The sequence below is a fragment of the Listeria sp. MAN/IMW/UF555 genome (genome assembly GCF_058684075.1).
The window spans coordinates 95,804-110,676 of sequence record NZ_JBZWZS010000002.1; the positions used below are offsets into that span (position 1 = coordinate 95,804).

General features: G+C 38.5%; 15 protein-coding genes, 1 other RNA gene and 1 riboswitch. Of the genes, 2 read left to right on the forward strand and 14 right to left on the reverse strand.

Annotated elements, in window-relative coordinates:
• Positions 1-6 precede the first annotated feature (6 nt).
• From AC4PG8_RS07610 to mntR, 3 genes are all read right to left on the reverse strand, one after another.
• Complete coding sequence (locus tag AC4PG8_RS07610) at positions 7-1,899, reverse strand: ABC-F family ATP-binding cassette domain-containing protein (protein WP_070753683.1); 1,893 nt, start codon at positions 1,897-1,899, stop codon at positions 7-9.
• A gap of 118 nt (positions 1,900-2,017) precedes the next feature.
• The gene (locus AC4PG8_RS07615; RefSeq protein WP_492170229.1) at positions 2,018-3,700 is read right to left on the reverse strand and encodes a formate--tetrahydrofolate ligase; all 1,683 of its coding nucleotides are present in this window, start codon (positions 3,698-3,700) and stop codon (positions 2,018-2,020) included.
• A gap of 159 nt (positions 3,701-3,859) precedes the next feature.
• Positions 3,860-4,288, reverse strand: a complete 429-nt coding sequence (mntR, locus tag AC4PG8_RS07620; protein WP_003763032.1) for a transcriptional regulator MntR — start codon at positions 4,286-4,288, stop codon at positions 3,860-3,862.
• 372 nt (positions 4,289-4,660) lie between these two features.
• Here mntR and cspD point away from each other — a divergent pair, with 372 nt between their 5' ends.
• Together cspD and AC4PG8_RS07630 are read left to right on the forward strand one after the other, a co-directional pair.
• The gene (gene cspD, locus AC4PG8_RS07625; RefSeq protein ID WP_003728273.1) at positions 4,661-4,861 is read left to right on the forward strand and encodes a cold-shock protein CspD; all 201 of its coding nucleotides are present in this window, start codon (positions 4,661-4,663) and stop codon (positions 4,859-4,861) included.
• A gap of 122 nt (positions 4,862-4,983) precedes the next feature.
• Positions 4,984-5,385 (forward strand): ribonuclease HI family protein, encoded by a 402-nt coding sequence (locus AC4PG8_RS07630; protein WP_492170230.1) that lies wholly within the window; start codon positions 4,984-4,986, stop codon positions 5,383-5,385.
• A 17-nt stretch (positions 5,386-5,402) separates the two neighbouring features.
• On the opposite strand, the gene AC4PG8_RS07635 is transcribed toward AC4PG8_RS07630, so the two are convergent.
• From AC4PG8_RS07635 to AC4PG8_RS07685, 11 genes are all read right to left on the reverse strand, one after another.
• Entirely contained in the window at positions 5,403-6,275 is an 873-nt protein-coding gene (locus AC4PG8_RS07635) for a 5'-3' exonuclease (protein WP_003769372.1), read from the reverse strand.
• A 77-nt stretch (positions 6,276-6,352) separates the two neighbouring features.
• Complete coding sequence (gene rpsN / locus AC4PG8_RS07640) at positions 6,353-6,622, reverse strand: 30S ribosomal protein S14 (protein WP_003763042.1); 270 nt, start codon at positions 6,620-6,622, stop codon at positions 6,353-6,355.
• A gap of 122 nt (positions 6,623-6,744) precedes the next feature.
• On the reverse strand, positions 6,745-7,803 hold the full coding sequence (chiA, locus tag AC4PG8_RS07645) for a chitinase ChiA (RefSeq protein ID WP_033532913.1): 1,059 nt from the start codon (positions 7,801-7,803) through the stop codon (positions 6,745-6,747).
• A gap of 191 nt (positions 7,804-7,994) precedes the next feature.
• Positions 7,995-9,302 carry a nucleobase:cation symporter-2 family protein gene (locus AC4PG8_RS07650; protein ID WP_185505145.1) on the reverse strand — a complete coding sequence of 436 codons (1,308 nt, stop codon included), beginning with the start codon at positions 9,300-9,302 and terminating at the stop codon, positions 7,995-7,997.
• 6 nt (positions 9,303-9,308) lie between these two features.
• The gene (locus tag AC4PG8_RS07655) at positions 9,309-9,887 is read right to left on the reverse strand and encodes a xanthine phosphoribosyltransferase (RefSeq protein ID WP_045553331.1); all 579 of its coding nucleotides are present in this window, start codon (positions 9,885-9,887) and stop codon (positions 9,309-9,311) included.
• 81 nt (positions 9,888-9,968) lie between these two features.
• Positions 9,969-10,069: riboswitch (purine riboswitch) on the reverse strand.
• A gap of 45 nt (positions 10,070-10,114) precedes the next feature.
• Complete coding sequence (locus AC4PG8_RS07660; RefSeq protein ID WP_185505146.1) at positions 10,115-11,623, reverse strand: carboxypeptidase M32; 1,509 nt, start codon at positions 11,621-11,623, stop codon at positions 10,115-10,117.
• A 15-nt stretch (positions 11,624-11,638) separates the two neighbouring features.
• Entirely contained in the window at positions 11,639-12,787 is a 1,149-nt protein-coding gene (locus tag AC4PG8_RS07665; protein ID WP_003769383.1) for a THUMP domain-containing class I SAM-dependent RNA methyltransferase, read from the reverse strand.
• A gap of 161 nt (positions 12,788-12,948) precedes the next feature.
• Positions 12,949-13,330, reverse strand: an RNA gene (rnpB, locus tag AC4PG8_RS07670) — RNase P RNA component class B.
• A gap of 36 nt (positions 13,331-13,366) precedes the next feature.
• Positions 13,367-13,708, reverse strand: coding sequence for a cell division regulator GpsB (gpsB, locus tag AC4PG8_RS07675; RefSeq protein WP_003763055.1), 342 nt, complete (start codon positions 13,706-13,708; stop codon positions 13,367-13,369).
• Between the two features lie 131 nt (positions 13,709-13,839).
• Positions 13,840-14,385: an SLOG family protein gene (locus tag AC4PG8_RS07680; protein ID WP_003763057.1), complete on the reverse strand. Its 546-nt coding sequence runs from the start codon at positions 14,383-14,385 to the stop codon at positions 13,840-13,842.
• A complete protein-coding gene (locus tag AC4PG8_RS07685; protein ID WP_003763059.1) occupies positions 14,382-14,747 on the reverse strand; it encodes a YppE family protein in 366 nt (121 codons plus the stop codon). Before AC4PG8_RS07685 ends, AC4PG8_RS07680 begins: the two co-directional genes overlap by 4 nt.
• Positions 14,748-14,873: the final 126 nt, after the last annotated feature.

The window sequence follows — 14,873 nt, forward strand, 5'->3', positions numbered from 1 at the left end:
CACTCCTTATTCCGCGTATTGTGATAAAAATTCCCAGCGTTCCATCATTTGTTCCAGCTCTGATTCTTTCGCTGTAATAAGTTCGCTAATTTCTGCTGCTTTTGTAAAGTCTGCTCCGGTTTGTTCCAATGTTTCATTGAGCGATTCAATGTCTTGCTCTAACTCGCTAATGGCATCCTCAATCCCGTCCCACTCAAGTTGTTCTTGATAGGTTAGTTTGACTTTCTCTTTTTTCTCCGGTGATGACTTTTCGGCCGAAGTATTCGCCATTTTTTTCATTGATTTTGCTGGTTTTCCTTTAGCTTCAAGTTCTTTCAAATAATCACTATATTCGCCGTAGAAAATTTCTACTTCGCCAATTGCCCGGAAAACAAGCAATTTATTTACAACTTTATCAAGGAAATATCTATCATGGCTGACCGTAATAACCGTACCGTTAAAAGATTCTAAGTAATCCTCTAGAACAGTTAATGTTTGCGTATCTAAGTCGTTGGTCGGCTCATCTAGTAGCAACACGTTTGGTCGTTCCATTAAAATGCGAAGTAAGAACAAGCGGCGTTTTTCTCCACCTGATAAGCTACCAATTTTCTTCCCGTGGGAATTTGGTGGGAATAAAAATCGTTCTAGCATGGCGCTAACGCTAATCACTTCTCCACCAGAAGTCGTTACTTGCTCTCCTGCCTCTTGCAAATAAGCAATCATTCGCATATCTGGATCCATTTCTTCATTTTGTTGCGTATAATAACCGATTTGTACTGTTTGACCCGTAATTACCTCGCCAGCATCGGGGGCAAGTTTTCCAGCTAACATATTCAGTAAAGTCGATTTACCAGTTCCATTATTCCCAGTGATACCAAGCCGTTCTCCCGGTTGAATAATTAAACTAAAATCTTGTAACACTTGTTTTTCGTCAAAGCGTTTTTCTAAATTTTTCAATTCGAAAACATCTTTCCCAAGGCGACTAGTGACAAAATCAATCGCAAGTTCTGAGTCGTCGATTTTTGTTTTGACTTTTTTCTCTAAATCATGGAAACGGTCTTGTCTAGCATTTTGTTTTGTGGCGCGCCCTTGTGGACCACGACGCATCCAAGCTAGTTCTTTACGATAAAGGTTTTTATTTTTCTCTGATTCGCGGACTTCGTTTTCCATGCGAATTGCCTTGGATTCCATGAATTTTTCGTAATTTCCAACATAGCGGTACGCCGAACCACGGTCCAGTTCCACCATATGGTTCGTCACACGGTCAAGGAAGTAACGATCATGGGTAACGAGTAATACCGCTCCTTTAAAGCGATTTAAATACTCTTCTAGCCAACGAATCGACTGAAAATCCAAATGGTTGGTAGGTTCATCTAAAATAAGTAAATCTGGCGTCTCAATCAAGACTTGCGCCAAACCAACACGCTTTCGCTGACCGCCAGAAAGCTCACTTATTTTTGCTGTTAAGTCAGTAATGCCAAGCCGCTCCAAGATAGTTTTCGCTTCTGTATTCATATCCCAAGCCGCACTCGCATCCATTTCTTGGCTAGCCGCTGTATAGGCATCATGTAGCTTGGTATTTTCTGCATCAAGCGACATCGCTAATAAGACTTCTTCATACTTACGCATTGCTCGAAGCGCCGCAGTATCACCGTCAAAAACCGCCGAAAGAACCGTATCCTCTTCATTAAAAACAGGATCTTGCGCCAAATAACCGATCGTATAATCTTTCGCTTTCGTAACGCTACCTTTATCCCCAGATTCACTTCCAGAAATAATTTGTAACAGCGTTGATTTACCAGTACCATTTACACCGATTAAACCAATGCGTTCGCCTTCTGTTATCGTTAGCGAGATATTCTCAAACAGGCTTTTTTCGCCATATGTTTTTGTTAAGTTTTCTACTTTTAACTGTTTCATTTAGTCCCATCCATTCCGTTTCGTCCTTATCTATTCTAGCTGAAAATATAGAACATAGCAATTGCTTGAGATGAAAAAAGTTCCAAAAGCAGCTTATCCACTTTTGGAACTTTTATTTTTAAAATAAACCTTGTGCGTTACCATTTTCATCGACATCCATATTTAATGCCGCTGGTTTTTTCGGTAAGCCTGGCATTGTCATCACGTCGCCAGTTAAAGCAACAACGAAGCCCGCGCCAAGTTTTGGAATGAATTCACGAATATGAATCACAAAATCAGTTGGGCGACCAAGTAATGTTGGGTCGTCCGATAAAGAATACTGCGTTTTCGCCATACAAATTGGATAACGATCCCAGCCGTATTTTTTAAACTCAACAATTTGTTTTTGTGCCTTGCTAGAAAGTTCTACGCCAATTCCACCGTAAACCTTCGTCACAATTGCTTCTAATTTTTCTTCCATTGACCAAGCATCATCATAAATGCGTTTATAGTCCGCTTCTCCGCTTTCGACTGCAGCGATTACTTTATCTGCGAGTTCCAGACCACCGTCGCCGCCTTTTTCCCACACTTCTGTTAACGAAAAAGGAATACCGTGTTCTTCGCAAAGTTGTTCTAATTTCGCGACTTCCGCATCAGAATCCGTAATAAACTTATTAATGGCAACAACATATGGAATACCAAATGTTTGAATCGATTCCGTATGTTTTTGTAAATTAGTAAAGCCTTTTGCTAGAGCATCGACATTTTCTTCACTAAGTTCTGTTTTCAAAGCGCCACCGTGCATTTTCAGTGCGCGAATTGTCGCAACAATCACGACACAATCTGGTGCTTTTCCAAGTGCCGGAACTTTAATATCTAAAAATTTCTCTGCTCCAAGGTCTGCTCCAAATCCAGCTTCCGTTACTACATATTCGCCAAGATTAAGCGCTGTACTTGTCGCCGAGACACTATTACAACCATGAGCAATATTAGCAAAAGGACCACCATGTACAATTGCTGGAGTATGTTCTAACGTTTGCACTAAATTAGGTTTTAACGCATCTTTTAATAGTAATGTTAATGCACCTTCATAACCCATTTCGCCAACAGTTATTGGTTCTTTTTTATAATTATAGCCAATCACAATTTCACTTAAGCGTTTCTTTAAGTCTTTTAAGTCACTTGCTAAACAAATGATTGCCATAATTTCAGAAGCAACTGTAATATCAAAACCATCTTCACGTGGAACGCCTTGAATAGGACCACCAAGACCAACGACCACTTTCCGAAGAGCACGATCATTTAAATCAACGACACGTTTCCAAACGATTCGTCTACCGTCAATTCCTAAATCATTACCTTGTTGCATATGATTATCGATAAACGCCGATAAAGCGTTGTTTGCTGCTGTAATGGCATGAAAATCGCCTGTAAAATGTAAATTAATATCTTCCATTGGAATAACTTGCGCATAACCGCCACCAGTTGCCCCGCCCTTAATACCCATTGTAGGTCCAAGTGATGGTTCCCGCAAAGCGATGACTGTTTTCTTATCTTTTTTAGAGAGTGCGTCGCCAAGACCAACTGTTACAGTCGATTTACCTTCACCGGCTGGCGTTGGATTAATAGCTGTCACAAGAACAAGTTTACCTTGCTCCTTGTCTTTTAACGAGTGAATCGTATCATAGGATAACTTTGCTTTATACTTTCCGTAAAGTTCGAGTGCATCTGCATCTAGTCCTAAATGTTCCGCGATAGTCGTAACTGGTAGAATTTCTGCTACTGATGCAATTTCAATATCTGATTTCACTTTATTTGACATGATATCCCCTCCGAATATGTATATTGTAACAAAGAATTAAGATATTTTGGCTTCTTCAGTGCATCAAAAAAGCGTGACACCAAGCGATGTAACACCATTTTTGATTTCTAAAGTAAAGCCTGATTGCGCAAAAATCAACATCTCAACCTTGGATTACCGTTATTCCTTTGTATCTGGTTTCGTTGGATCCATTTCCTTGAGCGTCTTGAGCGCATCTGGATGATTTTCAAAAAACTGAACAACATCCCCGATTCGGTCAATAGAATTCCAACTCAAATGATGTTCAATACCTTCCACATCATGATAAATATGGGACGGATCTACACCAATTATACTTAAAAAACTTTCTAGTAATGCATGTCTTTCTAGTAGCCTTTTCCCCATTTGTGTTCCTTTAGGCGTCAAAATTAATCCACGATATTTTTCATAGATTAAATATTCGTCTTTATCTAGTTTCTGTACCATTTTTGTTACAGAAGACGGATGGACAAATAACTCATCAGCAATATCCGAAACCCTGGCATAACCTTTTGTTTCAATAAGGGAATAGATTTTTTCAATATAATCTTCCATACTAGGTGTTGGCATAGCTATACCCTCCAACTTATATTCTTTCACATAGCCAATTGTACTATAATATCGGACTTTCTAAAAGCAATTACCCTTTCTAAAACGAAATTTCTCCTAGGACATTCACGTAGTTTTTCGCGGTAAATCTAGCATTTAACGACAAAATATAACATAAAAGTAAAAAGTAAGCCTTTACAAGTCCAAAAATTAAAAAAATATTGAAAATCACCTTGACGTTTATAGGTATTTTGATTTATAGTGTTAGTATCATATGCGGCAACGCTATGAACTGAAAAGGTAGTATTTGCGAGAAAAATTTTTAAACAGAAATGAAAGCGTTTGAAAAATGATTCTAGCAATTATTAGCCATACTTAGGAGGATTTATTTCAATGCAAAATGGGAAAGTAAAATGGTTTAACAATGAAAAAGGTTACGGTTTTATCGAATCAGACGGCGGCGAAGATATTTTCGTTCACTTCACAGCGATCCAAGGTGACGGCTACAAATCTTTAGAAGAAGGCCAAGCGGTAACATTTGAAGTAGTTGAAGGTAACCGCGGTGCTCAAGCAGCCAATGTGGAAAAAGCCTAATCCAGTTGCCAATTAGACACGGACTTAAAACCGGTATCCTTTGACCGGTTTTTTTATTGCAAAAAAATAGCTTTCCTTCTATAATAAAGCCACATCTACTCAAACAATAGGAGGCGCACAATATGGAAGTTTTCGTTGACGGTGCAAGTGCTGGAAATCCCGGTCTTAGTGGTGCTGGCATAGTTCTAAAAGCAGCAGGAATCTATGAACAATTCGCCATCCCTCTCGAAGTTATGACCAATCATGAAGCCGAATTTATCGCGATTAAATTAGGTCTAGAAGAAGCTTTAAAAAAACAAGCCACTTTCATTCGTTTGTATTCTGATTCGAAAGTCGCCATTGAAGCAATCCATAAACGACACGCTAAAAATCCTTTATTCAAACCCCATTTAGAAGCAATTTTAGAAATGGCTGATTCAGTAGAGTTATTTTTTGCAGAATGGCGTAACGTTAGCCAAAATAAACAAGCCGACCAACTCGCGCGTCAGGCTATAAAAAAACAGAAGCAATCTGGTGTCAAATAACCAGATTGCTTCTATTTTTATTCAATATCCCGCGTTAGGGTTTTTAAGCCATATTTTTCAACGACCGCAAAAGCATCATCGCGGAAACCGTTATATTTCAAGCTTGCTAAGTTCATTTCTAGCGGCACTTCAGTATGAATTTTAGCTAGTTTTTGGCTCAGTTCAAGCATTGCTAAATCTTCTTGAATTTTCAATTGTTGGGCTGGTTTAAGCTTGTCTAAATTATTTAAAACCCCTTCAATTGATTCGAATTCTTGGATGAGCTTAATTGCTGTTTTTTCACCGATGCCACGCACTCCAGGATAACCATCAGAAGTATCCCCCATCAATGCTTTTACATCAATAAACTGTTTCGGCGTAATGCCCATTTCTTCAAAAAATGTTGCTTCATTATATCGTTTATAATTGCCATAACCTTTTTGCATAATCCATACATCATTCGTCGGTGCGATTAGCTGTAGTAAATCTTTATCACCACTTAAAACGGTTGTCGAAATACTACTACTAGCCTGAACTGTAATCGTACCAATGCAGTCATCTGCTTCAAAACCAGGTACGCCCAAGTTAACAAAGCCAAACCCAGCAGCTACTTCTTTTGCTAAATCGAATTGAGGTATCATTTCTTCTGGTGGCGCCGTTCTGCCCGCTTTGTAACCATCATATAATTCATTACGGAATGTTTGTGACCCCATATCCCAGCAAATAAGTGTATGTGTTGGATTACTTTGACGAATAGCCGCAAACATGTGTCGCATAAAACCTTGCACGCCATTCGTTGGAATTCCGTGTTGATTAAACATAAATTGTTTGGAAACAGCTGTTGCATAAAATGCTCGGAAAAGTAGTGCCATTCCATCTACAACGAGCAAATTTTCTCGATTTTCGTTCATATATAATCCTCCTATTTCCTTCTACTGCCATCTATTGTAGCATAATTATATCTGGCTCGCAGAAAAAAAGGAGCTTTTTACCAGCTTGCTTTTTTCACGCCGGGTAATTGTCCTTGATGTGCTAGTTCACGAAATCGAATCCGTGACATACCAAATTTACGCATATAACCATGCGGGCGACCTGTTAATTCACAACGATTGTGTAGTCGTGTTGGTGAAGAATCTCTTGGTAACTTGCGTAACTCATCAAAACGACCTTCTGCTTTAAGCGTGCGGCGAAGTTCTGCATATTGTTCTACAAGTGCTTGTTGATGCTCATGTTTAGCAACTTTTGATTTTTTAGCCATATGTCTCTCCTTTCATAAATAATAATCATTCCGATTTATATCATACGCCGATTTCAAAATGAATGCAAGTCTCTTGTTTTAAAAAAACCGATACCCACTTAAAATGGGTATCGGTTCGTTATTTATTTAGTACCAACGATTGGTCCATAAGCATTAGAGAAACCATTATTATAAGCTACTCCGGCACTATTTTTACCAGCGTCCCAGTTAACGGACCAGGTCATAACACCTTTTACTGGAGTTCCTTTTGCTTGTAAACGATTGAATACATTTTGGACAATTTGAGGGTCTTTAACGTAACCAGTTGCTGCTGCATCTACATTGGCTGGTAAACCGAAGACAAATTTATTCGCAGGAATTTTTAAATAACCGCGCGTCCCGTTAATGAAAGAATCTGCCATGTAATATAAGAAAGATTCTTTTAAAGTATCATTATTTTGCGCAATCCATTGGTTAGTTTCATCTACCCAAACACCGTCGCCACCTTGATTGTAAAGTTGTGGGGCAATATAGTCATAGTAATTAGCAAGTGAAGTTAAGTAGCTCTCATAAGCGCTACCTGGTTTTAAATAAGGAAATTCTGGCGCCATCGTAATTAAGAAGTTTTTGCCTTGTGCTTTATAATGATCTTTGACGATTTTAAGCGCTGCTGGAATAACAGTTTTATTATCTCCCGCGGTAATGGCGCTTTGTTCTAAGTCTATGTCTAGTCCATCAAAGCCGTATGTTTCTACTTGGCGGATAATTTCATTCGCGAACGCCTGCTCATCCCCAGCCTTCAGTTCCACGTGACCATCCGCACCACCAAGCGCTAAAAGTACTGCTCGACCTTCTTTGTTTAATGCGCCGACTTGTGCTCTGAAATCGCTATCATTTATTCCCACAGGTTTAAATGTTGGAATGCGATTTACTCCGTCTCCCTTCATAAAGGAAACATCTACCACGTTATAAGCTTTCGGTGTATCCTTCAGTGCTATATCTGCGGAAGTCCCTTGTTGATAGCCATCTTTCCCAGAAGATTTCCAACTATGCCAGTACCCAACTAGCACCTGTTTGTTAGAAATATCTGGCATAACAGAAGCGTCATCCGTCGCCGCTTGAGCCGTACTGCCGAAAGCCCCAAGCCCTGTGCCAACTAAAAGTAAAGACAAACCACCAACCATTACTTGTTTTCCATTCATCTACTTTTCCCCCTTACTTTATCTACCCCAAACTTGCTTTTTTGGAGCTACTAGAAAATACCCATCATAATGAAAATAAAACTAGAAAAACAGCAAAAAAGCGAAATTGATATAGACCAATTCCGCTTTCAAATAAATAATTGCTTATAAGTATATGAGAAAAAATAGCCCAATTAAAACTGTTTTATTTTTTACTCAGCATGTTGAGGTTCTGGATCTGCTAGTTTTTTATCTTTACGATGAGGAATCATGTTGAAAATAATATTTAAAGTAATTGCAGTAACACTTCCGGCAACAATTCCATTACTCGTAAATAAACGAACAAAAGATGGGAAAGCATTAAATAAATCTGGCACAACAGTTACGCCTAAGCCAACACCAACTGCACAAGCAATAATTAATAAGTTTTCTTGAGAAGTAAAATTAACTTTTCCTAACATCTTAATACCCTGCGCAACAACCATTCCGAACATAGCAACCATTGCCCCACCAAGAACCGGAGTAGGGATAATTGTTGTCACAGCCCCAATTTTTGGAATTAAACCTAGGACGATTAAGAAACCTGCTGCCGCATAAATAACTTTACGCGTTTTAATGCCAGAAAGCTGAACAAGCCCGACATTTTGCGAATAAGCAGTGTAAGGGAACGTATTAAAAACTCCGCCAAGCATAATCGCTAGCCCTTCTGCACGGTAACCACGAGTTAAATCTTTTTGCGTTAATTTCCGTTCGGTAATATCTGATAAAGCAAAATAGACACCCGTTGATTCCACCATACTTACTAAGGCAATTAAAATCATCGTAATTATCGCCGGCCATTCAAAGGTCGGAGTGCCAAAATAAAATGGTTTTGGCATATGAAACCAGCTTGCTTCACTAACCGGTCCAAGCGAAATACCTTTATAAAGCGCCGCAAAAAGTGAACCTCCAACAAGACCGATTAAAACAGCAATAGCTTTCGAAAAACCTTGGCCAAAACGATACACTAAAATAATTAACATTAACGTCCCAAAACCTAGACCAAGATTATACATCGAACCGAAATCTTTTGCCCCTGCCCCGCCAGCAAGATTGTTAATGGCAACGGGAATAAGTGTTAAACCAATAACTGTTACAACGGAACCCGTCACAACAGGAGGGAAAAATCGAACAACTTTAGAGAAGAATGGGGCTATTAATAATACAAAAAGTCCTGAAACAATAATCGAGCCGTAAATCGCGCCGATCCCCATATCTTGCCCAATCAAAATAATTGGTGCAATGGCTTGAACCGCACATCCAAGTACAACAGGTAAACCAATTCCAAAGAACCGATTAACCGTTAATTGTAGCAATGTCGCAATCCCGCACATAAAAATATCAATCGAAACTAAGTAAGTCATTTCTTCTCCGTTAAAACCAAGCGCTCCACCGATTAATAGTGGAACAATAACCGCTCCAGCATACATCGCTAGAACATGCTGAAATCCTAAAGCTGCAATCTTCCCTTTACCTAACATCTACTCCTATTCCTCCTCTAAAAATAAGATTTCTTCGTTTTCAAGTGAGGCAATTCGTGCTAGTGAATAAACTGGAATCCCTGTTTTATTTAATAATTCGCGACCTTGCTGGAAGGATTTTTCAATTACAATCCCAATCCCTGCCACTTTTGCTCCGGCAAGCTCAGCAATTTCAAGTAAGCCAAGAGCCGCTTGACCATTTGCGAGAAAATCATCAATAATTAAAATCGTATCTGCATCCGTTAAAAATTGCTTGGAAACAGAAATATCATTTGATTCTTTTTTCGTATACGAATAAACCGTGCTTGTATACAAATTATCCGTTAACGTCACCGATTTTTTCTTTCTAGCAAAAACAACCGGTACCGAAAGTGCTAGTCCGGCAAAAACTGCGGGCGCAATACCAGAAGATTCGATTGTTACGATTTTTGTAATCCCTAAATCTTTAAAACGTTCAGCAAACGCCTTGCCCATTTCTTGCATTAAACCAGGATCAATTTGATGATTTAAAAATGCATCTACTTTTAAAACATTCCCTGGTAAAACTGTACCTTTTTCTTGAATAAACTCTTCCAGTAATTTCAAAGATATTCTCCTTTCAAAATAAAAAAACTGCTTCTCTAAATTTAGAGAAGCAGTATAGAAGCCACCAATTTTCGGAGTGACTTCTTTATACAAACTACTCATAGTCCGGTTATTTACGGTAACCAGGTAGAAACTCGTCGCCCAATCGCAACTATTATATAAGTATTTCGGTTTTAAGTTATGTTGTTTATTATAGCTTTCTAAAGGAGCAGGGTCAAGCTAATTTTTTACTTATTAAACTGATAAACATATGCGTATCTTTTTTCTAGTAAATCTAATAAATAAGTTGGGTTTAATCCCTCTCCTGTTGTATCTGTTAAAATTTCTAGCGGTTTTTTCGTTTTCCCAAATGTATGCACATGTTCGGTTAACCAAGTTTTTAATTCTGTATAATCATCGCTGGCAATGATTGCATCAATATTAGGAATTTCTTTTTGCATTTGATGATAGAACTGCGCTGCGTACATTAAACCTAGTGCGTAAGACGGGAAGTAACCAAAGTCGCCACCAGCCCAGTGAATATCTTGCAATACGCCATTTGTATCATTATCTGGACGAATGCCTAAGTATTCCTCGTATTTGTCGCCCCAAGCTTTTGGTAAATCTTTTACTTCTAGCTCCCCGTTAATAAGTGCTTTTTCAAGCTCATAACGAATCATAATATGAAGTGGATAAGTTAATGTATCAGCTTCAATCCGAATAAGCGAACTTTCAGAGATATTCACTGCGCGGTAAAAATCTTCTAAACTCACATGGTCAAAAGCCGGTTTTGTTATCGCTTGAAAATCAGCATAATTACTTTTCCAAAATGCTAAACTAGAACCGATAATAATTTCATAAAATAATGATTGTGATTCATGAATGCCCATTGATGCCCCGTTTGCAAGTGGAGTACCTACAAGTGCTGCGTCAAAATTTTGTTCATAAATCGCATGACCGCCTTCATGAATCGTACCAAAAACAGCCATTTTAAAATCATTTTCATTGTAACGAGTCGTAATACGAACATCGCCAGTATTTAAACCAGTCGCAAAAGGATGCACGGTTTCATCTAAACGACCTGCTTCAAAGTCAAAGCCCATTTTATTCAGAATGCGAATGCTAAATTCTTTTTGCTTAGCTTCTGATATTTTGGTGTTTAAAATGGTTCCATCTGGCTTCACGCCTTCGTTTGCGATTTTTTCGCGAATCGCCATAATTCCGTCGCGTACTTTTTCAAATACGGAATCAAGCACTGATACTGTTACGCCTGGCTCATATTGATCGAGAAGTGTGTCATATTTATTTTCTTCATAACCCCAATACTCAACAAACTTACGCTTCATTTCAAGGATTTTTGTTAGGAACGGTTCAAAAGCTGCAAAATCGTTTTGTTCGCGAGCTGTTGTCCAAGCGGTTTCTGCTTGAGCTACTAGTTTAGTATATTCCGCGTATTCTTTACTTGGAATTTTTTTATTTAAATCATATGTTTTTTGAGATTCTTCTAATGTTTTACGAGTGATTTCAGATAGATTTTCTTTATCAAGGTTAAGTCCAGCAATAAAAGCAGCCATTTCTTCTGATGTTTGCATATTGAAAATCTCTTCAGATAGAACGCCAATAACATCAGAACGGCCTTCCATCCCTTTTGCCGGCGCGCCTGTACGAAGATCCCAATAAACTAATGCGAGTGCTTCTTCTAAAGCTTCCATTTTTTTAATATACGCTAAAAATTCCTCTTCTAATGTTTCTACCAAACTTAACTCCTCCATTCAGTCTTCTTTTTTAGGACGTGGTTTTCTTGGACCCCAGTATTGATATAAATCGGTGCGCAAGTAACCATTATATAATTTCCGTTTTTTCGTCGCTTTTTTGCCATAAACTTCTTCAAAAAGTTCATAAGAGGTAAGGACATACACTGACCATGTTGGCATGCGTTTATAAACAATACCCATTTCGCGGTATAGTTGGCGCACTGCTTCCTCGTCTTCTAGCCGTTCCCCGTATGGCGGATTCGCAACAACAACTCCGTACTCATCTTCTGTTTGGAAATCAGCCACTTGAAGTTGTCTAAAAGTAATTAAATCGCCAAGACCAGCTTCAACCGCATTTTGTTTCGCAATTTCGATTAAACGAGCATCAATATCGCCACCAATAATGTTTAACGGTTGATCATAATTAGCCAAATCTTCGGCTTCTTGACGCGCATCTTCCCAGATTTGTTTCGGCATCCAGTCCCATGTTTCCGACACGAACTCGCGGTTAAAACCAGGCGCAATATTTTGTCCAATTAGCGCCGCCTCAATTGGAATCGTTCCAGAACCACAAACAGGATCATAAAAAGGTCTATCCGGATGCCAGCTAGTTAGTAACACCAGTGCCGCCGCCATTGTTTCTTTGATTGGCGCACTACCTTGAGCTAAACGATAACCGCGTTTATGTAATCCAGCACCACTTGTATCAATCGTTAACGTTACTTCATCTTTCAAAATGGAAACTTCTAGCTTAAATAATGCGCCAGTTTCCATCAAACGACCAGAACGACGATATTTTTCACTGACGCGGTTTACAATTGCTTTTTTCACAATCGCTTGGCAGTCAGGAACACTATAAAGCGTTGATTTAACTGATTTTCCAGCGACAGGAAATTGTGCATCTAGCGGCAAATAATCTTCCCATGGTAGAGCTTTTGTTTTTTCAAAAAGTTCATCAAATGTTGTTGCTTTAAAAACGCCAACCACAATTTTCACCCGGTCAGCTACACGAAGCCAAAGATTCGCTCGAGCAATTGCGGATAAATCTCCTTCAAAATATACTTTACCGTTTTCAACTTTTGGATCATAGCCTAAACGCGCTACTTCTTTCCCAACAATCGCTTCTAAACCAGAAGCCGCAGTTGCCACCAACTGAAATGATTTCATTGTGTCCCATCCTTTAATTAAATTTCTAATGAAAAAAGCTGTTTTAAGAGGAGGAGTTTTGTTTTAAATAGGCATTCAACCAGGTCGAACACCCACCTTAAAACTTGCGCTCCGGCCTTCTAAAACAGCCTTCAATGTTAAATTAAATCCTGTAAATAACGCTCTGTAAGCCATGTTCTGTTCTTTACTACATACAGGGTAATAGTAAAGAGATAACCATCTATCTGCACAAAAATACATTTGCGCCTCGTCCCTTGTTCTTGATTCCTCGGGAAAAGTGCCCCTACCATAAGTTTGAGTTTCTCGCTCGTGGGGTTTACCTCGTTCCACTTCCGAGCATTTCTGCCGGAACTTCGTCACTGTGGCACCTTCAAGGTTATAAGACCATATCCGAAGACTTAGGTCATTCACCTGCCGTCAAACCGGAAATCCGGAATGCCCTGGCTTATTGTTTGACCAGGCACGATCACTACGGGCATCACAGCACCGTGCGAGCATGGACTTTCCTCTGCTTCCATAAGAAAACAGCGATTATCCGAACGTTATTCATTTATTCTTAACTTACTTATACTAGCATACCTATTCGTTATCGTCCAGCTTATTTCCAAAAACGTGTTTTTCTAAATTAGAAAGACGTTTTAGAATATCAAAGTTGGTCGTTCCAGCAGGTTGTGCAGCTGCTTGGAAAGTCGGTGCTGGTTGTGTTGTTGTTCTCACTGGTGCATTATCCAGTTCTTGCACTAGACGAATATTTTCCGCTTGAAGTGCTTCAATTTCCTGTGTAAATGTACTGTAATCTTTAATAACCATGTCTAAAAACTCATCAACATCTTCTGGATTATAACCACGAAGTCCAGTTTTAAATTCTTTTTCCAATATTTCTTTGCCAGTTAAGTGATACTCAAATTGTTCCGAAGTCATGTAACTCCACCTCTATCTCTATTCTTACGTATTTTTTGTTCTAATTATATACTTACCCTTATTTTTCCAAATCTCACACCATTTGTCAATCTATTCGAGTGTTTTTTATAAAATAACCGTTTTCTTCTATATTAAAATGTTTGATTCATATCCTCGACAACATCTTGTAATGCGTAAAAATCAATGCATTCTAAGAAGTAATTAGCTTGTTCTTTTGCTAATTTAGCACGGTCATAAAAAAATTTAGGTGAGCCTTCTTTTTCTAAATCATAAACAAGCAATGCCCCATCTGTATTATCAATAATAAATCCATCTCTAGCTGCAAATTGTGCGGGGCTTTCATAAGGCCGTTTTGTAATAAAAGCGTGATAATCCGCAGCCCCTATTACTTCCTGGGCCCATAACTGATTATTTTCGTTCCAGTTCGCACTTTGTTTTTCAAAAGGTTCCAGTACTGCTAATTTAATAGGATATTCCTCTTTTAACAAAGCGACTACCTCTCCGGCCCAAAGTTCAATTCCTAATTGTCCAGAAATAATAACCCACTCAAGCCCATCTTCTATTAGAGGAATTAAATGGCGTTTTATTGTTTCTTTAATATAAACAGCTTCATCCGCATCCTTTTTAAAAATTCCAAGTTCAAAATTTTTATATCCGGTCACTGCGATGGATTTCACATGGATTCCTCTTTTCTTTTTAAGAAATCTCTCACTCTTGTTAATGTATACTTAGTAGATTGATAATGATCTAAAAAATGTTTATAAAAAGATCTTCCATTAAATGCACTTACTGCGGTCATCTGAACATTATCACAAGCTTGGCGAAGTTGTAGTTCCCCCAAATAAGGAGGCCGCTCAGTATTAACCCACGGAATGGCAAGTTCTAAAAAATCATCGGCACATCTTTTAGCTTCATCAACAAAAGGTTTCATGTCTTTATAAAAATCAAACGGCTTTTCTTCTTCTCGATTACTTAAATATAGTTCCCAGTTTTTTTCATTCTGAAGAAGTAATTGTTCCGTACGGATTAAAAGTTCCATTGTATCACTCTTTTCTTCACATTTTCAGTTACTTCAAGAATAGCATAGGTAGCAAAATCTTGCCTAAAATTCGATTATTAGCTAAAATATGGTAAAATAGACGAAGGTACGTTCTATTTATAAGAT

What these genes read in the sequence shown, in the direction of transcription:
- rpsN (WP_003763042.1), bottom strand. Translation starts at nt 6,622, where the DNA reads ATGGCTAAAAAATCAAAAGTTGCTAAACATGAGCATCAACAAGCACTT.
- mntR (WP_003763032.1), bottom strand. Translation starts at nt 4,288, where the DNA reads ATGCCAACACCTAGTATGGAAGATTATATTGAAAAAATCTATTCCCTT.
- AC4PG8_RS07650 (WP_185505145.1), bottom strand. Translation starts at nt 9,302, where the DNA reads ATGTTAGGTAAAGGGAAGATTGCAGCTTTAGGATTTCAGCATGTTCTA.
- AC4PG8_RS07630 (WP_492170230.1), top strand. Translation starts at nt 4,984, where the DNA reads ATGGAAGTTTTCGTTGACGGTGCAAGTGCTGGAAATCCCGGTCTTAGT.
- AC4PG8_RS07635 (WP_003769372.1), bottom strand. Translation starts at nt 6,275, where the DNA reads ATGAACGAAAATCGAGAAAATTTGCTCGTTGTAGATGGAATGGCACTA.
- chiA (WP_033532913.1), bottom strand. Translation starts at nt 7,803, where the DNA reads ATGAATGGAAAACAAGTAATGGTTGGTGGTTTGTCTTTACTTTTAGTT.
- AC4PG8_RS07685 (WP_003763059.1), bottom strand. Translation starts at nt 14,747, where the DNA reads ATGGAACTTTTAATCCGTACGGAACAATTACTTCTTCAGAATGAAAAA.
- AC4PG8_RS07665 (WP_003769383.1), bottom strand. Translation starts at nt 12,787, where the DNA reads ATGAAATCATTTCAGTTGGTGGCAACTGCGGCTTCTGGTTTAGAAGCG.
- gpsB (WP_003763055.1), bottom strand. Translation starts at nt 13,708, where the DNA reads ATGACTTCGGAACAATTTGAGTATCACTTAACTGGCAAAGAAATATTG.
- AC4PG8_RS07610 (WP_070753683.1), bottom strand. Translation starts at nt 1,899, where the DNA reads ATGAAACAGTTAAAAGTAGAAAACTTAACAAAAACATATGGCGAAAAA.
- AC4PG8_RS07615 (WP_492170229.1), bottom strand. Translation starts at nt 3,700, where the DNA reads ATGTCAAATAAAGTGAAATCAGATATTGAAATTGCATCAGTAGCAGAA.
- cspD (WP_003728273.1), top strand. Translation starts at nt 4,661, where the DNA reads ATGCAAAATGGGAAAGTAAAATGGTTTAACAATGAAAAAGGTTACGGT.